Here is a 21,085-nt window from a genome sequence, read left to right as displayed (position 1 = left end):
CCGCCGAGTGCTTCCTTTTTTCAAAGCGTATATTAAAAATAGTTATGATCTACAACACGTTTTGGTCGAACTGTGCATTAAATTATTCGTTCTACTTCATGTCGTTCAAGCAAGTAGACATCATCACCAAAATCTAAATACACTCTTGTTCTGTCCTCCCAAATGACGCTTCCTACTCGGTCACAATATAGATGTTCTTCATCCGTGACTACATAAAGACTGATTGTTTTTCCATGCGTGTTAGTCATTTTCGTCACCTCACCATGTCGCTTTTTGAATCAATTATTCACCAATCTTTTAGCCAATCAATGCATTCTTGCTTACTTTTAAACTCTTCAACCCATGCATCTCCACTTGAGTTATCAATTCCGATATAGAGACCATTGTCAAAAAAGTAATACAACCCACGCGGACTATATTTATCCATGATTTCATTTGCTTCATCTTTAGTAATTTCGTTTATCCCCATTACCATTAACTCCTTATTTACTTTTCCTACGTTCACCAATTTTTCCATAAATATTAGCTATAATTAGCCCTGTTTTTGTTAGTTCAGCATCGTTTGAAATCAGATGATTTTGATTTAAACGTGCGAGCTGACTGCGTGTGATTAATTGTAAGTTTTCTAATGATACGTTTTGTTTATTTCCATCTAGGAACAATAAACAATGACCCTTTGGTATTGGCCCATTTGCTTCTTCCCAAATTACGTTATGCTTTAGTCTCCAGCGTTTGTTCCATGGTCCCTCATCAGATACTTTAATTAGTACGTAGCCATCTCGATCGATGCGCTCTGTTCCAACTGGCTTGTAATTTAAGGGTTTCTGCCCTTTCTTGAATGACGTTCGGTTACCACCAACATTATATAATCCTTTCGTGCCTTTATTCGGAGGGTCCATACCTTCAGACCCTTTTAAACCACTAGATAGTCCATGATTATTTTTCCAGGTCTTCATTTGCTTAACTGTAATGGAAAGGCCATATTTTTGATTTACCAAGTCTGTTAATTTTCGATTCGATAATCCCCTTACATTCTCTTTAATGAAGGCTTTTTGCTCTTTTGTAAAGAGCCCAACATCTTCTATTACCCTTCTTCTTGATACGTTACTTTTAATTCGATGATTGGCTTTAAAGCTTTTAATTTGCCCTTCTGTAACACTGATACCAAACTTAGCATTAAACAGTTCTGCAATTTCTGAGTTGTACCTTCCTGGAGCAAACTCACGAATAAAGTCCTTTTGCTCCTCTGTATAGTAATGCGGCATATTTATCCCTCCAACATTTTAGGTTTGGATGCGTTGGCCGCTATGTTTTCTTCATATGCAGTTTTTGCTTTTAGCACTAAAGATCCATTAGCAATGATTTGAGAAGCAACATCCGTCACAGCTTTTGCCCGATTGATCTCCTCAGCTAATTTGTCACCAGTTAAATCTTCATCACTTAAACGTTCTAATTGCGCAAACAAATGATTATTCAAATCACCTAGTGTGTTTCTCATATTCTTCATTCCTTTCACGTAATTATTTAAGAAACCGAATTCACTCTTTTCTTATAGCCATCATATAAACCTTTGCTTCTTAAATGCAGCCTTTTCCAAGATACTTGTTTTTCAGTCCGGCCTAATTCAATGGCAATCTCCGAGTCTTCCAATCCTTGATTCTCGAGTTCTAACATCAATTGAAGTTCTTTCTTCTTCCACGGCAGCAATATTTTGTCATATGGCAACAGCCTTTGCTCTTTTAATCTGGATATTTTACGTTGAATCCCTTTTTCCGTACGATTTAACAACTGTGCAATTTCTTCTAAACAACGGCCCTGGTTAAATAACTCCATAAGTCGTTGTGTTTCTTTTTCATTCCACGGCTTTCTGTGTTTCTTTGGAATTTCGGCTGTATCTATTTTCCTTTGTACTTCAACCCATTCTGGCTCCGGTGCTAAAATATCAGTTTCAATCCTTGAAAAATTGATTTTTTCTTTATTGGCCTCTGCCCATTTCCAGAAGTCATCAATGGATATCAGATGAAACTTCGCTTCTGCCCTGGTTGCTTTTGTTACAGCTTTAAGGCCATGGCTTTTAATCCAACGTTTAACTGCATGTGAATCAATGCCAAGCGCTATTGCCAATTCATTTGCTGTTATTCTGCCACTCATTATTTTTGTATGTCCGATACCAAGGAATAATATCCGAGACTCAACCGCTGCCAAAGTCCTACCCAACCTTTTGGCAATCGTTTGAAGTCTTAATTTCCCTACATTATCCTCAAGATATAAGTCCTCTTCTTTTGTCCATAACCTTCTGCCAGCCATATTTATCACCTCAATATCGTTTGAAATGCTAGCAAGCTCCAAAGAGCCTGCTAGGTTAGAAATAGATTAGTCTCCAACTGGATTTTTATTTTTTCTTCTGCACGTTCAATGGTTGTTTGTACTGTGCTTTTACTAATACCAAATTTGTCGGCAATTTCTTGAAATGACATATAATCAGCTCTAGCAAGCCTATAAAATACCTTTTCGCGTTCAGTACAAGTACACATGGCTTCTTCAATCCTGCAAAGCTCTTCGTCAGTTACAATTATTGGATTCTGTTCTTCCCGGTCAATCATGTCATATGGATCATTGTCCTGGCTGCTATGCCATTGCTCAATAATCTTCGGCTCCCAGATTGTTCGGTATGGTCGTTCAGCTCCACGTTTAATATTGTCCGGATTACGGCCTGTTTTCATCCACTGGATAGCATATTTCAAGTCACCAATCATTCCGCCTAACAAGTTAAGCTCTCTGATAACCTCAGATCTTCTTGAACTATCAAGTTTGCTAAAGTTTTTAAGCTTTATATCTTCTAGTCTCTTTTTTTCACTTCGTGCTTGTTCTTGGAGGCTTCTTACTATTCGCAAAGAATGCTTATAACCTTTGAGCAGTTGTTCCATTTGCTACCTCCCGTATGTTAAAATAATGAGTAGATTAATTCATTGCCGGGAGGCTTCTCGGCTTTTTTATTTTCTCTTTCTGATCGCTAGTTCAATTTCTGATAAAATAACTGTTAGGCATAAAATTATTGCTGCTATTATAAGCATTCTTGTATTTTCAACGCCAACAACATAGACGTTAGCTTTTCTGTAGATTGAACGTACTTAATTTTTTGTTTTAATTTTTCGTTTATTTCCCCTTGTTGTTCCAACGCTAATTGCAACTTCGCAAGTTCACCTTTTTGCCTTGAGTCCTCTTCCTTCATAGCAAAATTTGAGTTTCCTTTTAACGCTTCGAGTTGATGGGACAATTCAAGTTTTTCTTTCTCGGAATCTTTAAAAGCTGCTTCCACCGTTTTGTACTGTTCTGAAAGTGATACATATTGTGCTTTTTGGAGTTTGTTCTGTTCAATCTCATGATTCAATTCCGTTTCGAGTTTTTGAGCAGCTGCCTTCCAGCTAATAGTCTTTTCAACCTGTTCCTCGAATTTTTCACGAAAATCTTCTGCCCCATTTGAATTAATGTCTGTTAATGTAGATGCCACACTTAACTGCAGCTTCAATTCTTGAATTTCTTTATCTTTTTCTGCAGCCAACCGTTTCCATGAGTTTTTCATAGCTTGATATTTTTCTATGGATACATGTTCGCTCGTAGACTTTATTACTTGTTGTTCATCAGTTTTCGTCACTATTACTTCACCTGCCATCTTTTCTGGATAATACTTTTTCATGTAATTTTGGACATGTTCCTGGATGCTCATATCAGGCTTTGAGTTTTTATAATTTGTTGATTTAAGCGAACTAGATATTTGACTAGCCGCTACTCCGAGAATGTTGGCCATATCCTTTTGCTTCAAAAATGGATAGGTTTCAGCCAGATACTTTAACTTTGCGCAATTACCTATGTTCATTGCCATTCCTAACTTCATCTCCTTTTTTCGATTTGATAAACCAAGCAATTGATTGCCAATACTCTTTAGTTCTTTTCCGACTTCGCAACTGTCAACACAATATCGATTGCTGTTACTAGACTTTTGCTTACATGTAGTACAATGGTCATCCATTATCTCTGATTGCCTTTGCAGTAGTGCCAATCTTTGATTTATCACTGCCTCACCTTCTTTTAGGAGCGTATTTTCGGAATGATGTGGCCGCCAAGGTGTTTACAATCAAACCCCGATCTTGTAGAACATCTTTTGTAAAGCGAGCACTTTATCATGCATGCAAACAAAGCATCCTCTGCCCTCATCCATTCAGGACGAGTATCCTGTATTACTATCTGAGCATTCATCCTTATCCCAACTCCTTTAGGTAATCTAATGGAACCCCTCTTCCCGATTTGACCAAGTTGTAGTTAAGCATGTCTTCATACGGAATCGATTTGCGTCCGCCTTCTTGAGCATTTTGCCAATATTCCGCTAACTTCAGATACGGGATAACATAGACTTCTTTGAATTTCTCCCAGTTAAGTAAGATAAAAGCTTGTCCACCTTTTTCATGAATGCTCTTTAAGTAGTCCATTTGGTGTTGCTTTATGTTATCGAGCGGAAATCTGGTACGTTCATTCGTTGATTTCGCATCAAATGAAATATGTTGGCCGTTATAGACTCCGTAGTAATCTACACGTGCTTTTTCTTCGTATACACCGTCCCTGACGCGCCCTGCGATGACTTTAAGCGCCTTTATAGGTGTTGGCTCCTTATTGATCTCAGCCATACCTTTAATGCGGTAATACTCATTTGCCAAATCAACAATTTTTTCAAAATGTTTGCCGCGATTGGCATAATTTACTCTTCCATATCGTTTCATCAAATCACCTCATGATGTTTTTTAATTGATTGCAGCACGCTAGCTTCTGTTTGGAGTGTATTAAGAGCTGTGATGGCAGTTTTGAAGAGATCCTCTGCAACATCTCTTTCAAACTTTAAATCTGCTAAATTGCCCCGGGCGATGTCATGTATTATGGACACTGGATATTTCTCTTCACGAAGCCTGAGCATTTCTTTTGCAAGTTCCTTCCGGTACTCTCTTTCAGCTGCAGCTTTCTTCTTAGCCAGGCTATATGCCTTTAGAATGCCTTCATCCATGCGTTTATTGATGGCGTACAATTCTTTTGATAGTTCGATTAGCTCAATATTACTCAAATGAACACCATCCTTAGCAGCACTCTCTCCTTATTGCTAATAATTCATTTGTAGAATAGTGCTATAAATTACTACTTTGCTGGACAATCACCCTTCACACTTAATAAATGCCGTAAAGAAATTACCGAACGGATCACGCTCTGGAACCCATTCACCGTCTATTTCTTTTCCAAAAGGAGTAGCTTGTTCAACTTTCAACTGCGTTTGGCAGTCATAGCATTTCACGCTTTCCGTTCCTAATTGGATATAGTGATTGCCTTTAGATCCACATTCGCACCTGTAATAGCACTTATAACGCTTCGTGCCATCATCATTTGTTTTAATGCCAGTGGCCCAAAACTCTGGGGACTCATCTTGTTTCTTTCCTACCGCCGCCGCAAATTTTTCACCTAAATTTTGTGATAATGTAGGCTCTGCTCCAATTAATGGCAATTGTCGTGGTCTTGATACACTTTGTTCTCTTTCTTTTGCCCTTTGCACTATCGCAATAGCTTGTTCTTTCACACTTACACGGTTGGATTCAGATTGTTTTGTTTCAGCCACACTGCTTTTCGGCCTATTAATTACAACTTTGTTTTCAGCATTCTCATTGCAACAACCGCAATCGAAATACTTAAAAGCACGGTCAAAAATGTGTTCTAAATTCATTCCTGGAACTTGTTCAAATTCAAGATGCACTTTTTTCTTATCGTCAATTAAGATAATTTTCATTTTCATTCCTCCGTCTTTACATTTTTAAGAACAATATCAATCAACAAGGGCTTAATTTACTTCACAACTTTTAATTTCTGATCACGATCCACTTCATCAATGGACATTTGATAATCTGCATCTCGAACAGCTGCAGCAAATTTTTCAATTCCTGTTTCCCATAATCCATGACGATTGATGACTTCACTAAACTCCTCGACATCATGGTCACGGATTCCCCAATTTTTAGGGTCGTGAGCATCTTCATAGGTGATAATCCATTCTTTTTTATCGTTGTCGTACTATTTGAAGCTGCTTCTAGTGAAATGGCATAATTCATGGTCAACTAATGCCTTGCGCTGGTCTGGCTTCATCGCATCCCAAGAGTCACTATTGATAAAAACGAATAACAATTTGCCTGTCACGTAACGTTCGAAAGCAGTACATTTTTTTGCTTTACCAGCCCAATCTGCATTGCCGTCTCTGAAAAAATAACCGATTAACTCCTCATCAATCGCATCAAGCAAATGAGGATGGTGCATCTTGATTAATTCTTCTGCGATTACTTGAACTTCGTATGCCTTATCAAACATTTGTTAGTCCCCCTTAATTAACATGTATGCTCATCTCTCTACCGATGCGACATTTTTCGTTGATGTGAATTTGTTCTAATTCTGGTAACGACATTTCAAATAATTGCTTACCATCGGACGTGCATTCCCAATCCATTTTTAAAAGTTGTTCGATCAAAAAATGCTTACGCTGTTCAGCAACTTTTTTATTGTTATTAATGGCAATCCTAAGATTTTCAGCTTGGTCTATCACGCTCTTAACCTCCTACTCTGTAAGTTAATAAAACTCATATTTTGGCATCTATCATTCATAAAGCAATTCTTCTAGTTTAGTATTTTCATAATCAGCTTTACGAACACGAACGCTTTCTTCAGGCATTGGTATTTCAGGTGCCATTTCTTTCACCCTGCTACTCAGGCGACCAGACTTATAATATTGGTCTAAATCATCGATTTTGATATTGGACGAGAAAATAGTAACCAGTTTGGCTTCTAATCGGTCATTTAGAATACTGGTAAAGGTTCTCTCTACCCAATCATTTGCACCATTTTCACCGGCTTCAATGCCAAAATCATCAATGACCAAAACCTTTATTACTCTAAAAATTTTGATCATTTCACTTGTAGATTGCCTAGAATCCTTACCAAACGTACCTTTAATTTCGTTTAGCAAGTCCTCACCGGTAATAAATATCAAGTCAACGGAGTATTGTTTAATTAATGCATTAGCAATACTGGAAATAAGCTTGGTCTTTCCAGATCCCTTTGTGTAACTGTAGAAGTACAAGCCTTTCCCCTTTTCCTGCATCTTTTCAAAATGCTTCACATAGTTGGTCGCTGCCTTTTTGGCTAATGCTGCTATCTCTTTAGATTCAAGCTGTTCATAGGCGTTGATATTAAAACCGTTAATGGTGGATTCTCTGAATGTTTCTGGAATCTTAGCAAATTTCAACTTTCGCCTTAAAACTCTGTCTTTATTGCATTCGCATTCTTCCATCCATTCATCACGTCCGTTAGGATCCTGACGTTTAGACCAATCCTTATACCAAACAAATCCACTGCCATCACATTTGGAAAATGGGCAATCTTTAGTAGGGACAGTCAATGTCTGCACCGGGATTTTTTGCAAGTCGTTTACGTCGCTCAATCGCTTCGCGAAGTTTGGATTCTTCTTCGCTAGTTCTTGCAGGAAATTGCTTAATGGTTCCATGCCTTTTACCTCCCTTCTTGTCATTAAAGAAAGACGATTCGTACCTACGGGCATCTTCAATGGTTTTGACATTAGCTTCAACCCATCTTTTTAAGATGCCTTCTGTATAGTCAAATCCTTTTTTCTCTTTCTTAGCTGATAGTTTCATAGCAGCCAAAACTAATTCAGTATTCAGATCGTCAATCCAGTAATCAATCGATTCGAAAACAAACGGTGATGATGTCACTCCTATTTGTAAATTGTCCATGTAAAAAGCATGTACTTCATCACGTGCGCTACTACTACTAGTTATTTTGTTTCGTTTAGTTTCGTTTAGTTTAATTAATGCGGAAGGATTGTCAGAAACACTGTCGGAAGTGTTGTCGGAAAGATTGTCGGAAACACTGTCGGCATTATTTGCCGACAAAGCATCTTTATAGGAAACATTGTGAGCATTTATTTCCGTCAAATCTTCCAATAAATAGACTGCCGATTTATTACCTTTACGGGATTTAAAATCTATAAAATTCTTTTGTCTTAGTTCATTTCTTACATTTGAAATAGTTCGTTCAGAAAGTCCTGTTTTAACGCATAGCACCGATACAGCCACCGTGAATTCTCTCTGCCATCCAGCCTTATTGTTTATATGCACCAAAGCGTGCCATAAAGCAATTGCTGATGTGCTAAGTGAATTCGTTTCGAGCCGATCATAGAAGGCGTTAATTAACTTGATGTAATTCATTCTAATCACTCCAACTCACTAACTTAGCGAATTGATTTCCCACCAACACCGCCTCTTACCGTTTATGCCTATGCCTCGTTCATTTTTCAAAAGGGCAAATCATCGTCCGATATGTCAATTGGCAAACCATCATCTTTGAACGGATCATGATCGTAATTATTTGTGCTATTATTGTTACTGGTTGGTCGATTCCCGTTATTTTTTTGACCGTAATTGTTATTATTCTGTTGCTGTTGAGAGCTGCTACTCTTCGGTTCTAAGAATTGAACCGATTCAGCTACAATCTCTGTAATATAAATTCTTTTCCCGTCTTGCCCCTCATAATTACGAGTCTGCATACGACCATCTACACCGGTCAAGCTTCCCTTTTTCAGGAAGTTTGCAACATTTTCGGCCGCTTTACGCCAAACGACTATGTTAATGAAATCTGCTTCACGTTCACCTTGCTGATTTGCAAATGTGCGGTTAACAGCCAGTGTAAAATTACAGCAAGCTACCCCATTGGGGGTGAACCTCAGTTCTGGATCCTTTGTGAGGCGGCCTACGAGTACTACTCGGTTTAACATTGTTGTTTCCTCCTTTCCTAATACAAACAACTTTCCCATTTTGAATTCTGATGGGTTTTAATTCCGGATGATTATTTTCTATAAATCCTCTAACGTATTTAATCATTAATCCTCTGTTGTACTCCCTCCCTACCCACAAATAAAACTGTGGGATAGGGATTTCATACTCTAAAGTATTTGTCATAATTCACCTAGACTCCCATTTCACTCAGGAATCTGCTAGGCTCTCGTAATTCTTCATCACCAGAGTAGGTGCGAATCGCTTTAGGTCTGGTCAATATCAATCGTTTTTTTGCACGAGTTGAAGCGACGTACATAAGTCTTCTCTCTTCTTCGATATCACCACGCAAACTCGGGAATACTCCTTCATTCATTCCAATTACAAATACATTTTCAAATTCAAGACCTTTGGATCCATGTACGGTCATCAGACGAATTGCGTCGCTATCATCCAATAACTTTTCTTGAATATCCTTTGTAACCATCCAGCGAAGAAAAGCATCCGGATAAAAAATTTCACCTAATTTTCTTTGGAGTTCTACCCATTTACCAATCCTATCTCGGGCTATTGCTAATGTTTGTATGCGATTATCTAATCCCTGCTCTTGATACATTGGGATAATGCCTAAAAGATGGACAATGGCACGAAAAGCTGTTTGTGCATCCATGCTGTAAATTTGTTCTGTTCGTAATTTATCTAAGACTCCTAAAAAGCTTTCCAATGCCCTATATTTGCTTTTAAAGTGTTCCAAAGCCTCTAAGTATGTTGCATCTTCTTCAATGCAGTACAATTCAATTTCTTCGATTTGCAAAGGAGTTAACCTCGGCTCCGGGAAATTAACTAAGCGTTTCGTTTTCCATGATTCCTTTTGATTTATGACGAGCTCTAAATAACCAATACACATCTGCACAACATTATCTTTTAATGGGTCATAGCGATTAGATAGCAATAATACTGGAAGTCCTACTTCTTGTAGTTTTTTTGACATATAATCTAGCTGCTTATTTGTTCTCGCCAGTACCGCTATATCCGAAAACGATTCAATTTCACCTTTTAAATCTTCAATGACAGATATAATTTGATCAGCTTCAGAATTCTCGTTATCTAGCAAAAACATCTCGACTGCTTGTCCAGCAACCTCTGTTACTAGTTCTTTTTCAGATTGATTGATGTTACATTTGATCAGCTTATTTGATGCATCAATAATCGGTATGGTTGATCGATAATTTCGAGTTAACTTAACTACTTCACATCCTGGATAACGATGCGGAAATTCTAATATGTTACGTACTTCTGCTCCACGCCATCCGTAAATACTTTGGAAATCATCGCCTACGACAAATAAATTGTCTGGATTGATTAATTCAATAATCTTCATTTGAACGTCTGACGTATCTTGGAATTCATCAATATAAACATATTTGTATTCATTTCTGTACTTATCGCATACATCAGAATTTTCTTCTAACAGCTGCCTTGTTTTTGTTAAAAGTCCATCTAAATCAACGGCATTATTTTGTTTAAGTCGGAAGTCTAATTCCTTGAGAACCTTGTATTCTTCCGTATGCTCATTTGACTCACTCATGCCGCTTAGCACTTTATTTAAAGTTGTATCGTAACAGTACTCAGCTATAATCTTTTTAATGATGCTGTCACGGTCTGATTGGTCGTAAATCATAAAGTTTGCATCTAATCCAATGCGATGACCATATTCTTTAAAAACCTTTACACAGAAGGCATGGAAGGTGTTACAGAAGAGCTTCTGCCCTTCTGTTTCGCCAACTAATTTCATTAAACGTTCTTTCATTTCTTTGCCAGCTAGACGGGTGAATGTCAGGGCTAACATGTTTGAAGTACCGACACGATATTCATCGTTTAAATACGCGATTCTATGTGTAAGTACTCTTGTTTTTCCGGTACCCGCCCCCGCAAGACATAATATTCTGGTAGATTGAGAAATTACAGCTGCTAATTGACCTTCGTTCAAACCATTAAGAAGCTGATTCATGCATTTCACCTGCTTCATTAGTTTGCTCTAATTGCCATACCTTCCAGCCGTCGAAACTAATTGGACTAAGAACGCCTGCTAGTATAATGTTGTCTACTTTATGAGAAAGTTGGTCCAAACCTTTCACCACATTGTAAAAATTCTTAGGATCTAAATTTTCAATGTTATCAATTGCAAGCACCTTTAACGGTGGATTTGCCCGTTCCAAAATAGTAATCATAAATCCTATTAAAAAAATGATCTGTTGGCCAGTTGATAACGAATCAAAATTCCTTTGCTCGCCAGTGTTTACCCAACCAAACTGGAAGACTTCTTGCCCTGTGTCAGAGGTTGTCTGGAAGAATACTTCATGTTCAACTCCCATTGCTCGAAGATTTTCTTCAATATCCTTTTTAATTGGATCAAGCTGCTCTTTTACAATTAATCCTTGTACACCTTTTGCACCAAGTTCTTTTTTAATCGAATTAAAGGCATTTACCTTCATTTCAGCTTTTTTGTAATTCAACATCGATTGTTTAAGCGTAGCAAGTTGATTCTTAGCCTTTTCCTGTTCTGTCACTTTTGTCTCAAGCTCTTCAATTTGTTTTGCTAATGCTTCTTGTTGACGCTCGAGTATATCCAGTGGGGCAATCGGCTCATTTGATTCGTTTTGTAATTTTTCAAGTTCACTATTTAAATCTTGAAGTTTACTTGCCTGTTGCTCCTTCTTTTTCTGAATAAGATTTAATTGTTCTTTTAAAAGGCTAATTTTATTCGTGATTTGCTGATTATGATTGACCACTTCACGAAAATTGTTGTTATCTTGTTGCGCCTTTTGCCTCCATTCTTTGACTAGCTTTCCTAGGTTTTCAGCTAATTTTATTTTTTCATTACCAATCTCGATAAACTCTTTTATCGATGCCGCCAGTGAATCAACTTTGGCTTGCGCATGTTCCAGATACTTAGAAAAATCTTTGTTGCATGCAATTTGTGCTTGAATAACACAAACCCCTTTATTTTCGTTGATTGTATTTAATGTTTGCTCTATACTAGCTTTTTTAGCCGCAAGTTCTTGAGTCTTTCCTTTGGCAGTCCACGCTTCATTCATATTCTGCTGTTTTTGATTTTCTAATTCTGTAGCTTTTGCTTCGTAAGATGCCGACTTACTTTCAGGAACTTCCTTCACTTGTTGATTTAATTCTGTAATTTGTTTCTCAATTTGTTCTGTGCCTTCGATTTGATTATTCTTTAATGACTCAATTGACTGCTGAAGTTCGGTAATACGTTCATTTTTCCGATCAAACGCCTTCTTTTTTTCGAAATCACGAGCATATTGTTCTTTAACTGCCATCAACTTGTTACGTAACTGCGTTAATTCTTCTTTATTTTGCTTTAAGCCACGATCTGTATCGTTCAGTTTATTTTTCATTTCAGCAAAGGCACGAACAGCACCCTCAGAGTCGTCTTTTTGCTTTTTGTAATAGGAAAGTTGTCCATCGACCCAATCAATAACAGCCGTTAATCCATCAGAAAAATCATAGTTATTGGGAAAATTATTGATTGCTTCGTTAATAGATTCCGTTAATGTTTCATAGTAATCGGGATTATTCACTTCGATTTCCATCGATAACAAGCTATCATTTAAATGACGATCTAATTTTTCTTTTGTCCAAGTGGATCCAGCTGATGATAAGCCGTAAATAAAATCCCTGCGTTTCGAATCTGATAAGCCCAAAAATTCATTGAAATCTAACATGACTGGGAAACTACCAACTTCTTGTTCAATTCTAGATTTCTTCTGGGTGTTAGTTCGCTCTCCTTTGGATGGACTTAATGAAACCTTCTCAGAATACTTAATGTCTTCTTTTCCAGTTGTCTTATTTCTTGTGACATTCCGTTCGAAATTTCGTTCAAATGTAAAGTCATTAACAGACAATCCAACAGTCATAACATCCTGGTCACTTGAATGCTTGAATGTTTCCCCGGGAGCTTTGCCGTGTCCTGGAACATAACCTAAAAGGGCTGCTCCCAATACTTGAATTCTTGTCGATTTACCAACACCGTTTGGACCTATAATGATGTCTTTACCTGTAAGTTGCTGATTGGTTGTTGTTCCTTTAACGTTTTTCATAATGATTTCTTTAATCATTAGAACACCACCCCACTTTCATTAAAAAAGGTTGGATCCGCTGATTGATTTTGTGCCGGTTGTTGACCTTCATCTTTCACTTGTTGAGCAATTTCATCTTCATCAGTTGATGAGACAATATCTTCTTCCGTTACATCATCATAGTGATCAATAATTTGTGCATCCTCGCCGCGAACTTTAATTGGTTCTCCACGTTCTGCCTGATCAGCCATTTCTAGTAGCTCATCTTTTGAAAGATCATGTGTAAACCCGATGACCGTTACTTGACCAACATGTTTACCATTTAGCATCTGCGGCTCTACATATGTCGTTGAAAGAGAAGGATGTTTTTTGAGAACATTACGTTCACATATCGTTTGGGCTTTTCTTTCAGCAAATAATTTATTATTAATAAACGTATCGAATGCTTTTAAGACATCCTTATGACTTAAATCAACCCAAACCCCAACATTGCCTTCAATTTTGAAGAATGCCCCTCTTTTCATGTCTTCCTCTGATAGAGTTTGCTCCATGCATATTCTGCCGGCATCTTTGTTGTATTGTACTTTTTTGGCCAGATCCTGAATTAAGTACATTTGAATGTCATATAGCAGCGTTGATGAAGTAATGACTAAATTACCGATTGGAGAATAGCCAATTCCGATTTTCTTAACCCAGACTTTTGAGATGGTTCCGGATACTGGATCTACAATCGGGTAAGGGTTAACTACGACTTTTCCATCCGGCAACGTCAACTTTTCAGGCGTAATGATTGAAACACCGGCAATTTTATTTAATTCTCTATAGCCGGCTTCCGTGATCATTACCTTATCCTGAATTTTTGCTAGATGACCTTTGCTTTCAAGCAGATTCACTTTCCCCTTAATTGCTTTTATCGCACCTGCAGCACTGCGGCGAATAAATACTTCTGTTTCGCCCAGAATTGCAGTAGAATTATTCTGCTTTGCTATTTGGTTTTGAGACATTGCAATACCTCCTGTATTTTCGTTTGCCTATTTCTTTACAGATGATGTAAAATAGGCGTAAGTTTATTTTTGTGATATTTGGTCTGTGTTGGCGCACAGACCATTAATCTTCCCCAGCAACTTTCCAAAAAGATATTTTTTCAATAAACCTTTCACAACATTTTGAATCCTGATGAATTAAAAAATTTTCTCCATCGATTTCTAATTCGTAAACATCATGACCTACATAAATCTCATCCTTGCATCCTGCGCACTCACCAACCACCTTAGCTTTGCTTTCATGGTGTTTCCAATGTTTGTCGTTTACCATTTGATTTTCAAGCATTGACTAGGCTCCTTTCTTCATATTTGCGAATGGCTACACTCGCATCGTCACGCCGAGGAATAATAAATAGGGGTGGGAGGAAGGAATCATTTAAAGTTCCCCGGCATGACGACAAGAATCTAACTTGTCGCTCACAATAAATGTGATATAATATTTTTGATAAAATTCATTATTAGTTAAGCGGTTAACGTTGGCGCGTTAGCTGCTTTTTCTTTTACTTCTAAAAACGGACGATTGAATTCAATTACCTGCTTAATGTAATAGTCCATGTCCTGCATTCTGTTGAATTCTTCCAAATTAGATCTTAAATACTCGCAATGTTGTCTAACCTCTTTGGCTTTCAATATACGAGGTGTAGCAGTTATACGAAATCGAATCATCCAATTGACCTCCTAACAATTTCACATAAAATACCACGGGCTTTTAAATCCTTCACAACTTCTTCTAATCGATCGCGTTCCTGTTTCTTCTGGATAAGCTTGTCCAAATCACGTTCACAACGTCTGGCTTCTTCCATCCAGCGAGCTGCTGTTTCACGGTCACCTGTCATCCGATATACGTAAGCATTTCGTAAACAGGCAATGGAGCATTCTTCTAATTGATACGCCAAGTTACGGTCTGCAGGGAGCACTTTGTTATGTATGTTCATGATGCAGCACCAGACTTTCTCGGAATCCACGCTTCGATATAACGTAAAGCTGAATTAATATCCTTTCGTTTAATATCTTTATAAGAAGCAACTCCAAAGCGATCTTTAATTTCACGGTAGATTTCTCGAAAGTATGCACTTCGTTGTTCAGAGTCATCCGATATATCGTAAACACGCTTTGCAACCGTCTTTTGAACTTTTCTTTGCTCACCATGGTCCAAAGTGATTTGTTCTTCCACCAATAAACGAATTTCTTTCATCTCACCCTTCAGTTGCCCTACTTCTTCTTGTGTTTCGATTGTTAGTTTCATCGATGCGATTAACTGCTCACGTTCACTTAATACTTTGACTTGTTCTTTCACCGTGTAGTATGCGTCCACCAGCAATTCAAAAGCATCCCAAGCTTTGTCGGTATTCAGTGATTTTGCGTGTAGCCATGCTCCTTTTTCTGTCCAAAGGTACAGTTTATTTACATTTTGAGCGACTTCGAAATTTTCGAAGTTGCGCTTGAACTCTTTTAATTCATCACCTTGTAACAAAATGAAATGCTTGCCTTCCTTATAACGGTTTTTGTTGTTATTGAAATTTTGCTGAATTTTTACTGGTTCGGTACCGTAAGCTTCTGCTAATTGAGTAGATGCTAGTACTCTAAATCCGTTTTTCTCAATAACTTGTAATTCCACTTTCTTTCTCTCCTCTCCATTGATACCTTCCATTTGTTGTCATAATCACTGATGTATGTTCATATCTTGGTAGGTACGACAACTTTTTCTGCAAAAGTCTAAAAAAATTTGGAGCAACAAAGCTCCTTAAATCACATACTGCTTGTATTCAACTGTCTTGATTGTGTAATCTAACTTTCCGTAATTAATTTGCTTTTCTTTTAAGATGTTGATCAACTGGCGCTTGATCTTCATTAACCTTTTAATAGTAAATTGTTGTTTTTCTGGAGTATCATTGAAATATTTTTCTTCGGTAGATACGTAAATAAAACCAGATTCAACACCGTCAATTTTTTTCTTAAATGACTCGTCATCTTTATAAATTCTTACGGTAGTCCACTTCACATGAGGCCTGAACTCAACCTCAACTATCATTTCTGTGCATAACGTAATCATTGTCCCTAGCTGCTGAATTTCGCCTATTAAACGACTAACTGTTAAATTAAAATCAAGTTGTGTTTTATTCATCTTTTTTCCTCCCTTAATTTGTTGGGTGTTCTTTAATCCACTTAAGCAAAAAGCTTTCTGCCTCTTTCGCCGGAAACAGCCATTTCTTTCCTATACGGAACTTTGGGAAACGCGTATCGTAGAAAAACTGATCCTTTATAAAGTTGTCGCTCATGCAAGTGACTTTACATAGCGTTTTCATGTCCCAAAACACTTGTTGATTTTCAAGTTGATCCAGACGCTTTTTAAGTTCATCGTGAAACCTTTGCTCAATTACTTGTTCATCAACTTGAACTGTTAACATTTCCACTCACTTCCTTTCTGCTTGCAGGATTTCGCACTTTCTTGTAGAAATTTGTTACTTGAAGAACTGAGACTTTGGCGAGTGTACGTTCTTCAATTTTCTAAGAAAGGCGGTGCAAATATGGCATCTTCACCAACAACAAAGTTAGAAGTAGCAAAAGAGATTACTCTTAAAGCATTGGAGAAAATGCAAACTAACTTTGGTTCAGACATCAGCGCTGAAGAATATAACTCTCAATATGCAGCTGAGATAAACAAACTTTTCAAATCCATCTACAAAGCTGTTTATGAGGCTGATAAAGGACTGAACTAAACCTTTATCAGTATTGGGATTTAATTAATTCGGCAGTTGCATTCACAAGCTCTGGCAGTGTTTTATCGATACTGTCGGAGTTTCCCTCCTTTGCCTTATTTTCAATTAGTGCCAACAAAGCACAAATACTGGAATTCAACATTTCACTTTGATTCATCCATCTCACTCCTAACCTATTTGTTTTAAAAACATTGTACAAAAATGAACTTTTTCCATTTTTATTTGCTGAATTAACTAATACAATAGAACGATATAACACAAACACCTTTAACCAATCACAAGACACATAATAGTACGGTTTGAAATTTTAAAACTGGAATTTTTTCAACACTATCGTGTCAAGCATTATTTTTAATAAAAATCATTATCATCAGGAAATAACTGTTCCAGCGGTACATCATAAAGCTCTTGTAGTTTAAGCGCCACTTCTAAACTAGGCCTACTTCGATTTGATTCAAGTGATGAAATAAGCGATATGGAAACCCCTAATTTCTTTGCAACATCACTTTGTGTTAACTTGAGATTTTTTCTCTCATTAACTAAACGTTCTCTTTTCGCACCTTTTAGTGAAAAGTACTTTGAACTTTCATAAATTTTCTTTGCTTTCCTTCTTTTTTTACCAAGCTTCATCCCTCTCACCCCCTTCATGCGGTTTTGTTTTAAGCAGGATTCACACTCTTTTTGTCGAATATTGACAGGGAAGGAGGTGAAACCATGTATAGCAGAATTTTTTTACTAATCATTGACTATATGCCCTCGAATGAGATGTTGAATAAATTACACTCTGTTTTATCGTTCTTATGCTCAACTGCTTTACAACACCAAAAAGGTTATTACGAAGAATATCAGAAACCATTCATCAAATTGACTGAAGATAACGCAATTTGGCTTTTTAGAACGACAGAAAGCTTTTCTTTGATAGAAGAAGAGTTAAACAGGTTGAATTTCTTTGAATACTATTTACTTGAAGTTGGTGACCATGAAGGCGGAAAAATGGAACCACTAATATACGAGTGGCTTCGTTTCCACCATTTCTAAAAGCTGTTGTCTTAAATTGTGATTTGCTACTAGCAATTCTCTATTTCTTGCATAGCTTTCATCAAGCCGACCTTTAAGGTATAGAATCGCTTCTTCTCTGTTCATACGTTCAAGTTTTAAATCAATTGAATTAACATGAATGACTCTTTTTTCTTTACCCATCGCTGAAACGGTGGCTTCTTTTTTAACTTCCTCCATCCCTTTCACCTCCTGTCTATGCCGTTTTTAATTTCCGAAAAAAATCGGATTGTGGTCCAAAAAAAATATTTTCCACGGGCCATCCATACACTTCTTCAATCTTTGCGAAAAAAGATCGAGGCACGTTAGAAGAATCCTTTTCATACTTGGATAAAGTATCTTTATTAACCCCGAATTTATTGGCAGCATCAACTAATTTAAGCCCTGCGTTCACTCTCGCAGCTTTTAAAGTTATTTTCATTTCCAAAGTATTTCACCCCCTTATCGCTCGGTGTAATTATATAATATCCGAATTATTTCGGAAAGTCAACCGACTTTTATCGGAAATTATAAAAATATTTTTAAACGACTTTCGACTATATTCGGAATTATTATGTACATTCCGTATTTTTTCGGATATAATGAAATTACAAAGGAAAGGGGGTGATTTAATGATCGATCGAGACTTACCTTTAAAAAAGCAAATATCAGATAATATAACGCGATTAAGAACCGCTAGGGGATGGACCCAACTGAAACTTAGTGAAAAATCAGGTATTTCAAAAAGCACGCTTTCTGACTATATAAATTGCAGAACATTAATTAGTCCCGGAAACGTAGAGAAACTATCAGAAGCGTTTGGAGTACCAAAATCTGAAATAGACCCTAGCTTCAAACAAACAGATGGAAATCCCAGCAACCTAATCCCTGTCGCACCCATGACCGTACCTGTACCGATTCTGGGCACCATCGCTTGTGGGGATCCCCTGTTGGCAGAACAAAATTTAAAGGGATACCGGTACGAGTCCCCGGATACCTTACCTAGTGGAAATATTTTTTATCTCGAAGCTAAAGGCGATTCCATGGAGCCAACGATACCTGATGGGTCACATGTACTTATACGTGAACAACCGGAAGTGGAATACGGGCAGATTGCGGCTGTGCTTGTTAATGGTGATACAGAAGCAACCTTGAAAAGAATACGCAAACAAGGCGACTATATCATGTTGATGCCAGATAATCCGATACATAGTCCCATCATTGTTGATGAAAACAACCCCGTAAGAATCATCGGAAAAGCGGTACGTGTAACAAGGGACTTATCTTAAGAAAGGAGGAATTGAAAATGAAACAGTGGTCCAAAGAATACCTAGACGACATCCTTGTACGAATGGCGCATCATTCTTCTGCAATAGAAGGCAACACAATTACATTGGCAGAAACGATTTCTATCATTCTGCACAATCAAGTATCAAGTAACCGCAGTCTTGATTTAAGAGAAGTGTATGAGATCAAAAATCATGAACAGGCATTCCACTATGTACTTAAAGCATTAGCACACAATGAGCCGCTCCAACTGCATACAGTTAAAGAAATTCATTCTTTATTAATGGATCGTCTGCAATACGATCGAGGACAATTTAAGTCTGTTGAAAATGCGATTGTGGGTGCTGATTTCATGACAGCAAGCGTACAGGAAACACCTCTACTTATGCAACAATGGGTGGATAATCTCAACTATCGTTTAGACAATGCAACATCTTCGAAAGAAAAATGGAGCATAATTGCGGAAGCTCACATTGCTTTTGAACGGATTCATCCATTCGCAGATGGGAATGGGCGTACAGGACGAATGGTGATGAACTACTCTCTTTTGCAGCATGATTTCGAACCACTCATCATTAACAGCAATGATAAAGCGACTTATTTACGTTTATTATCCGAACAAGATGTAACACAGTTTACCCTATTCATGGAAAAAATGTTGGCAGAAGAACAAGAACGCCATCGTAGATTTCAAAATAAAGAAAATAAACAGATCCCACCAGAAACAATGGAATAAAATGAATTAATTAACTAGCGCTAATTAATTAAAAACAGCAAGAGCAGGCTCATTTGTCTGCTCTTGTTTGCAAATAAAGGAGTGATTTACATGGCTAGTTTTCGAAAACGCGGATGTACATGCGAAAAGAAGAAATGTACATGTGGGGCAAAATGGGAGTACAGAATTAAATATGTAGACCGGCAAACCGGGAAAACAAAAGAGAAATCTAAAGGCGGTTTTACATCTAAGAAAGAAGCACAACTGGCAGCTGCAGAAGAAGAATTAAAGATCAATCAGTTTGGCTTTGCCGAAAATGGAAATGAGGTTGTTCTTAATTACTTTAGCGAATGGCTAGAAGTTTTTAAGAAGCCTAACGTCAAACCGATCACGTACTCCGTTCAGGAACGTAATGTTAGATTGAACATTTTACCGCGATGGGGAAAATATCGACTTAAAGACATAACAAGGACAGAATATCAAAAATGGATAAATGAACTCCGTGACCACTATAGCGAAGGAACCGTGCGCCGGATACACAGCATTTTTAGTTCAGCTATACATGATGCAGTTCATGAGTTTCATATTATTCGAGAAAATCCAATTCAAAAAATTAAGATACCAAAGGATGTTGAAAATACTAACCGTGTTCAGTATTTTTCAAAAGAACAACTTGAAAAATTCTTGAACTCTTTAAAAACACCACAAAAGAATGCAAAATATAAACACTCAATTCAATATTATGTACTATTCTCGTTGATGGCTCGCACCGGTATTCGGATTGGAGAAGCCCTTGCACTAACATGGGATGATTTCAACGAAAAAGAAAAATCAATAAGTATTACCAAAACGCTTGTTTATCCTTTAAATTCAACACCGTACATTTCAACTCCAAAATCATTAAAAAGTGTGCGGATAGTTAAATTAGATGAGCAAACAGTTAAGTTATTGAAAAAACATAAAATTAATCAAAATGAGGTTATTCTCCGCTATAAGAATTATAAAGCTTCAAAAGACAATGTTATGTTTCACCAACATGATGGTCGGTGGTTAAGAACAAACGTTGTAAGAGAGTATTTCAAGGAAGTATGCAAGCGGACAGATCTTCCTGTATTATCCCCTCATGCTCTGAGGCACTCGCATGCCGTTCATTTATTAGAAGCAGGGGCAAATATAAAATACGTATCCGAGCGACTCGGACATGCCAGTACGAAAGTCACCGCAGATACGTATTTACACATTACTGAAAAAATTGAGAATGAAGCATTGGAACTCTACTCTCAATATATTAAGTTTTAATTACCTTGGTGGGCAAATG

The 21,085-nt window shown here is 37.3% G+C and carries 33 protein-coding genes and 1 pseudogene; 5 read left to right on the top strand and 29 right to left on the bottom strand.

Annotated features, from left to right (window positions below; translation table 11 throughout):
- Positions 1-77: 77 nt before the first annotated feature.
- The 25 genes and pseudogenes from BAZO_RS22340 to BAZO_RS08005 form a co-directional block, all read right to left on the bottom strand.
- A complete protein-coding gene (locus BAZO_RS22340; RefSeq protein WP_157382094.1) occupies positions 78-248 on the bottom strand; it encodes a hypothetical protein in 171 nt (56 codons plus the stop codon).
- Positions 249-286: 38 nt separating this feature from the next.
- Positions 287-469: a hypothetical protein gene (locus BAZO_RS08115; protein WP_003330917.1), complete on the bottom strand. Its 183-nt coding sequence runs from the start codon at positions 467-469 to the stop codon at positions 287-289.
- Positions 470-482: 13 nt separating this feature from the next.
- The gene (locus BAZO_RS08110; RefSeq protein WP_003330916.1) at positions 483-1,265 is read right to left on the bottom strand and encodes an HNH endonuclease signature motif containing protein; all 783 of its coding nucleotides are present in this window, start codon (positions 1,263-1,265) and stop codon (positions 483-485) included.
- 2 nt (positions 1,266-1,267) lie between these two features.
- Positions 1,268-1,498, bottom strand: coding sequence for a hypothetical protein (locus BAZO_RS08105; protein ID WP_003330914.1), 231 nt, complete (start codon positions 1,496-1,498; stop codon positions 1,268-1,270).
- A gap of 26 nt (positions 1,499-1,524) precedes the next feature.
- Entirely contained in the window at positions 1,525-2,307 is a 783-nt protein-coding gene (locus BAZO_RS08100) for a hypothetical protein (protein ID WP_003330913.1), read from the bottom strand.
- Positions 2,308-2,357: 50 nt separating this feature from the next.
- A complete protein-coding gene (locus tag BAZO_RS08095; RefSeq protein ID WP_003330912.1) occupies positions 2,358-2,927 on the bottom strand; it encodes a sigma factor-like helix-turn-helix DNA-binding protein in 570 nt (189 codons plus the stop codon).
- A gap of 137 nt (positions 2,928-3,064) precedes the next feature.
- Positions 3,065-4,075 carry a zinc-finger domain-containing protein gene (locus BAZO_RS08090; protein WP_003330911.1) on the bottom strand — a complete coding sequence of 337 codons (1,011 nt, stop codon included), beginning with the start codon at positions 4,073-4,075 and terminating at the stop codon, positions 3,065-3,067.
- A gap of 184 nt (positions 4,076-4,259) precedes the next feature.
- A complete protein-coding gene (locus tag BAZO_RS08085) occupies positions 4,260-4,775 on the bottom strand; it encodes a Holliday junction resolvase RecU (protein ID WP_003330909.1) in 516 nt (171 codons plus the stop codon).
- Positions 4,775-5,110 carry a hypothetical protein gene (locus BAZO_RS08080; RefSeq protein ID WP_003330908.1) on the bottom strand — a complete coding sequence of 112 codons (336 nt, stop codon included), beginning with the start codon at positions 5,108-5,110 and terminating at the stop codon, positions 4,775-4,777. The genes BAZO_RS08085 and BAZO_RS08080 overlap by 1 nt, the downstream gene beginning before the upstream one ends.
- Positions 5,111-5,197: 87 nt before the next feature.
- Entirely contained in the window at positions 5,198-5,821 is a 624-nt protein-coding gene (locus BAZO_RS21150) for a hypothetical protein (RefSeq protein WP_003330907.1), read from the bottom strand.
- A gap of 70 nt (positions 5,822-5,891) precedes the next feature.
- Positions 5,892-6,026 (bottom strand): hypothetical protein, encoded by a 135-nt coding sequence (locus BAZO_RS23500; RefSeq protein WP_326153766.1) that lies wholly within the window; start codon positions 6,024-6,026, stop codon positions 5,892-5,894.
- Between the two features lies 1 nt (position 6,027).
- Positions 6,028-6,342 (bottom strand): annotated as a pseudogene (locus tag BAZO_RS22335) (putative metallopeptidase); the annotation flags it as partial.
- A 64-nt stretch (positions 6,343-6,406) separates the two neighbouring features.
- Positions 6,407-6,625, bottom strand: a complete 219-nt coding sequence (fbpA, locus tag BAZO_RS22330) for a Fur-regulated basic protein FbpA (RefSeq protein ID WP_003330905.1) — start codon at positions 6,623-6,625, stop codon at positions 6,407-6,409.
- A gap of 51 nt (positions 6,626-6,676) precedes the next feature.
- Complete coding sequence (locus tag BAZO_RS22975) at positions 6,677-7,180, bottom strand: DnaA ATPase domain-containing protein (protein ID WP_235786717.1); 504 nt, start codon at positions 7,178-7,180, stop codon at positions 6,677-6,679.
- 280 nt (positions 7,181-7,460) lie between these two features.
- Positions 7,461-8,303, bottom strand: a complete 843-nt coding sequence (locus BAZO_RS21140; protein ID WP_003330902.1) for a DnaD domain protein — start codon at positions 8,301-8,303, stop codon at positions 7,461-7,463.
- 86 nt (positions 8,304-8,389) lie between these two features.
- Positions 8,390-8,869 (bottom strand): single-stranded DNA-binding protein, encoded by a 480-nt coding sequence (ssb, locus tag BAZO_RS08050; RefSeq protein ID WP_003330901.1) that lies wholly within the window; start codon positions 8,867-8,869, stop codon positions 8,390-8,392.
- Between the two features lie 191 nt (positions 8,870-9,060).
- On the bottom strand, positions 9,061-10,878 hold the full coding sequence (locus BAZO_RS08045; RefSeq protein WP_003330900.1) for an ATP-dependent helicase: 1,818 nt from the start codon (positions 10,876-10,878) through the stop codon (positions 9,061-9,063).
- The gene (locus BAZO_RS08040) at positions 10,862-13,006 is read right to left on the bottom strand and encodes an ATP-binding protein (protein WP_003330899.1); all 2,145 of its coding nucleotides are present in this window, start codon (positions 13,004-13,006) and stop codon (positions 10,862-10,864) included. Before BAZO_RS08040 ends, BAZO_RS08045 begins: the two co-directional genes overlap by 17 nt.
- A complete protein-coding gene (locus tag BAZO_RS08035; protein ID WP_003330898.1) occupies positions 13,006-13,971 on the bottom strand; it encodes a hypothetical protein in 966 nt (321 codons plus the stop codon). The genes BAZO_RS08040 and BAZO_RS08035 overlap by 1 nt, the downstream gene beginning before the upstream one ends.
- Before the next feature lie 103 nt (positions 13,972-14,074).
- On the bottom strand, positions 14,075-14,296 hold the full coding sequence (locus BAZO_RS08030; RefSeq protein ID WP_003330897.1) for a hypothetical protein: 222 nt from the start codon (positions 14,294-14,296) through the stop codon (positions 14,075-14,077).
- Between the two features lie 176 nt (positions 14,297-14,472).
- Entirely contained in the window at positions 14,473-14,676 is a 204-nt protein-coding gene (locus BAZO_RS08025) for a hypothetical protein (protein WP_003330895.1), read from the bottom strand.
- Positions 14,673-14,945 (bottom strand): hypothetical protein, encoded by a 273-nt coding sequence (locus BAZO_RS08020; RefSeq protein ID WP_003330894.1) that lies wholly within the window; start codon positions 14,943-14,945, stop codon positions 14,673-14,675. Before BAZO_RS08020 ends, BAZO_RS08025 begins: the two co-directional genes overlap by 4 nt.
- Positions 14,942-15,628, bottom strand: a complete 687-nt coding sequence (locus tag BAZO_RS08015) for an ORF6N domain-containing protein (protein WP_003330892.1) — start codon at positions 15,626-15,628, stop codon at positions 14,942-14,944. The genes BAZO_RS08020 and BAZO_RS08015 overlap by 4 nt, the downstream gene beginning before the upstream one ends.
- A gap of 126 nt (positions 15,629-15,754) precedes the next feature.
- The gene (locus tag BAZO_RS08010; RefSeq protein WP_003330891.1) at positions 15,755-16,135 is read right to left on the bottom strand and encodes a hypothetical protein; all 381 of its coding nucleotides are present in this window, start codon (positions 16,133-16,135) and stop codon (positions 15,755-15,757) included.
- 13 nt (positions 16,136-16,148) lie between these two features.
- On the bottom strand, positions 16,149-16,418 hold the full coding sequence (locus BAZO_RS08005; protein WP_003330890.1) for a hypothetical protein: 270 nt from the start codon (positions 16,416-16,418) through the stop codon (positions 16,149-16,151).
- Between the two features lie 120 nt (positions 16,419-16,538).
- On the opposite strand from BAZO_RS08005, the gene BAZO_RS08000 reads away from it, so the two are divergent.
- Entirely contained in the window at positions 16,539-16,730 is a 192-nt protein-coding gene (locus BAZO_RS08000) for a hypothetical protein (RefSeq protein ID WP_003330889.1), read from the top strand.
- Positions 16,731-16,737: 7 nt separating this feature from the next.
- Here BAZO_RS08000 and BAZO_RS22325 read toward each other — a convergent pair whose 3' ends face one another.
- Complete coding sequence (locus tag BAZO_RS22325; protein ID WP_157382091.1) at positions 16,738-16,887, bottom strand: hypothetical protein; 150 nt, start codon at positions 16,885-16,887, stop codon at positions 16,738-16,740.
- A 194-nt stretch (positions 16,888-17,081) separates the two neighbouring features.
- Positions 17,082-17,360 carry a helix-turn-helix transcriptional regulator gene (locus BAZO_RS07995; protein WP_003330888.1) on the bottom strand — a complete coding sequence of 93 codons (279 nt, stop codon included), beginning with the start codon at positions 17,358-17,360 and terminating at the stop codon, positions 17,082-17,084.
- Between the two features lie 84 nt (positions 17,361-17,444).
- On the opposite strand from BAZO_RS07995, the gene BAZO_RS07990 reads away from it, so the two are divergent.
- Positions 17,445-17,768, top strand: a complete 324-nt coding sequence (locus BAZO_RS07990; RefSeq protein WP_003330887.1) for a hypothetical protein — start codon at positions 17,445-17,447, stop codon at positions 17,766-17,768.
- Here BAZO_RS07990 and BAZO_RS07985 read toward each other — a convergent pair.
- Both BAZO_RS07985 and BAZO_RS07980 read right to left on the bottom strand, forming a co-directional pair.
- Positions 17,733-17,966, bottom strand: a complete 234-nt coding sequence (locus tag BAZO_RS07985) for a hypothetical protein (RefSeq protein WP_003330886.1) — start codon at positions 17,964-17,966, stop codon at positions 17,733-17,735. The genes BAZO_RS07990 and BAZO_RS07985 overlap by 36 nt on opposite strands.
- Before the next feature lie 16 nt (positions 17,967-17,982).
- Entirely contained in the window at positions 17,983-18,207 is a 225-nt protein-coding gene (locus BAZO_RS07980) for a helix-turn-helix transcriptional regulator (protein WP_039957219.1), read from the bottom strand.
- 190 nt (positions 18,208-18,397) lie between these two features.
- Here BAZO_RS07980 and BAZO_RS07975 point away from each other — a divergent pair, with 190 nt between their 5' ends.
- The 3 genes from BAZO_RS07975 (at position 18,398) to BAZO_RS07965 (ending at position 21,066) form a co-directional block, all read left to right on the top strand.
- Complete coding sequence (locus tag BAZO_RS07975) at positions 18,398-19,054, top strand: LexA family protein (protein WP_003330884.1); 657 nt, start codon at positions 18,398-18,400, stop codon at positions 19,052-19,054.
- A gap of 17 nt (positions 19,055-19,071) precedes the next feature.
- Positions 19,072-19,788, top strand: coding sequence for a Fic family protein (locus tag BAZO_RS07970; protein ID WP_003330883.1), 717 nt, complete (start codon positions 19,072-19,074; stop codon positions 19,786-19,788).
- A gap of 90 nt (positions 19,789-19,878) precedes the next feature.
- Positions 19,879-21,066 carry a site-specific integrase gene (locus tag BAZO_RS07965; protein ID WP_003330882.1) on the top strand — a complete coding sequence of 396 codons (1,188 nt, stop codon included), beginning with the start codon at positions 19,879-19,881 and terminating at the stop codon, positions 21,064-21,066.
- Positions 21,067-21,085: the final 19 nt, after the last annotated feature.

The sequence above is a fragment of the Schinkia azotoformans LMG 9581 genome (assembly GCF_000307855.1).
Lineage (GTDB): Bacteria > Bacillota > Bacilli > Bacillales > Bacillaceae_J > Schinkia > Schinkia azotoformans.
This window is presented reverse-complemented; position numbering and strand designations above follow the sequence as displayed.

Excerpts from the sequence above, each read along its gene's own strand:
- ssb (WP_003330901.1), bottom strand. The coding sequence starts at position 8,869 with ATGTTAAACCGAGTAGTACTCGTAGGCCGCCTCACAAAGGATCCAGAA.
- BAZO_RS22325 (WP_157382091.1), bottom strand. The coding sequence starts at position 16,887 with ATGAATCAAAGTGAAATGTTGAATTCCAGTATTTGTGCTTTGTTGGCA.
- BAZO_RS08030 (WP_003330897.1), bottom strand. The coding sequence starts at position 14,296 with ATGCTTGAAAATCAAATGGTAAACGACAAACATTGGAAACACCATGAA.
- BAZO_RS07995 (WP_003330888.1), bottom strand. The coding sequence starts at position 17,360 with ATGAAGCTTGGTAAAAAAAGAAGGAAAGCAAAGAAAATTTATGAAAGT.
- BAZO_RS07970 (WP_003330883.1), top strand. The coding sequence starts at position 19,072 with ATGAAACAGTGGTCCAAAGAATACCTAGACGACATCCTTGTACGAATG.
- BAZO_RS21150 (WP_003330907.1), bottom strand. The coding sequence starts at position 5,821 with ATGAAAATTATCTTAATTGACGATAAGAAAAAAGTGCATCTTGAATTT.
- BAZO_RS07990 (WP_003330887.1), top strand. The coding sequence starts at position 17,445 with ATGTATAGCAGAATTTTTTTACTAATCATTGACTATATGCCCTCGAAT.
- BAZO_RS08105 (WP_003330914.1), bottom strand. The coding sequence starts at position 1,498 with ATGAGAAACACACTAGGTGATTTGAATAATCATTTGTTTGCGCAATTA.
- BAZO_RS23500 (WP_326153766.1), bottom strand. The coding sequence starts at position 6,026 with ATGATGTCGAGGAGTTTAGTGAAGTCATCAATCGTCATGGATTATGGG.
- BAZO_RS08110 (WP_003330916.1), bottom strand. The coding sequence starts at position 1,265 with ATGCCGCATTACTATACAGAGGAGCAAAAGGACTTTATTCGTGAGTTT.
- BAZO_RS08095 (WP_003330912.1), bottom strand. The coding sequence starts at position 2,927 with ATGGAACAACTGCTCAAAGGTTATAAGCATTCTTTGCGAATAGTAAGA.
- BAZO_RS08000 (WP_003330889.1), top strand. The coding sequence starts at position 16,539 with ATGGCATCTTCACCAACAACAAAGTTAGAAGTAGCAAAAGAGATTACT.
- BAZO_RS08040 (WP_003330899.1), bottom strand. The coding sequence starts at position 13,006 with ATGATTAAAGAAATCATTATGAAAAACGTTAAAGGAACAACAACCAAT.
- BAZO_RS08115 (WP_003330917.1), bottom strand. The coding sequence starts at position 469 with ATGGGGATAAACGAAATTACTAAAGATGAAGCAAATGAAATCATGGAT.
- BAZO_RS08025 (WP_003330895.1), bottom strand. The coding sequence starts at position 14,676 with ATGATTCGATTTCGTATAACTGCTACACCTCGTATATTGAAAGCCAAA.
- BAZO_RS21140 (WP_003330902.1), bottom strand. The coding sequence starts at position 8,303 with ATGAATTACATCAAGTTAATTAACGCCTTCTATGATCGGCTCGAAACG.
- BAZO_RS08045 (WP_003330900.1), bottom strand. The coding sequence starts at position 10,878 with ATGAATCAGCTTCTTAATGGTTTGAACGAAGGTCAATTAGCAGCTGTA.
- BAZO_RS07965 (WP_003330882.1), top strand. The coding sequence starts at position 19,879 with ATGGCTAGTTTTCGAAAACGCGGATGTACATGCGAAAAGAAGAAATGT.
- BAZO_RS07985 (WP_003330886.1), bottom strand. The coding sequence starts at position 17,966 with ATGGAGGAAGTTAAAAAAGAAGCCACCGTTTCAGCGATGGGTAAAGAA.
- BAZO_RS08085 (WP_003330909.1), bottom strand. The coding sequence starts at position 4,775 with ATGAAACGATATGGAAGAGTAAATTATGCCAATCGCGGCAAACATTTT.
- BAZO_RS08100 (WP_003330913.1), bottom strand. The coding sequence starts at position 2,307 with ATGGCTGGCAGAAGGTTATGGACAAAAGAAGAGGACTTATATCTTGAG.
- BAZO_RS22975 (WP_235786717.1), bottom strand. The coding sequence starts at position 7,180 with ATGCAGGAAAAGGGGAAAGGCTTGTACTTCTACAGTTACACAAAGGGA.
- BAZO_RS07975 (WP_003330884.1), top strand. The coding sequence starts at position 18,398 with ATGATCGATCGAGACTTACCTTTAAAAAAGCAAATATCAGATAATATA.
- BAZO_RS22340 (WP_157382094.1), bottom strand. The coding sequence starts at position 248 with ATGACTAACACGCATGGAAAAACAATCAGTCTTTATGTAGTCACGGAT.
- BAZO_RS08035 (WP_003330898.1), bottom strand. The coding sequence starts at position 13,971 with ATGTCTCAAAACCAAATAGCAAAGCAGAATAATTCTACTGCAATTCTG.
- BAZO_RS08010 (WP_003330891.1), bottom strand. The coding sequence starts at position 16,135 with ATGAATAAAACACAACTTGATTTTAATTTAACAGTTAGTCGTTTAATA.
- BAZO_RS08005 (WP_003330890.1), bottom strand. The coding sequence starts at position 16,418 with ATGTTAACAGTTCAAGTTGATGAACAAGTAATTGAGCAAAGGTTTCAC.
- BAZO_RS07980 (WP_039957219.1), bottom strand. The coding sequence starts at position 18,207 with ATGAAAATAACTTTAAAAGCTGCGAGAGTGAACGCAGGGCTTAAATTA.
- BAZO_RS08020 (WP_003330894.1), bottom strand. The coding sequence starts at position 14,945 with ATGAACATACATAACAAAGTGCTCCCTGCAGACCGTAACTTGGCGTAT.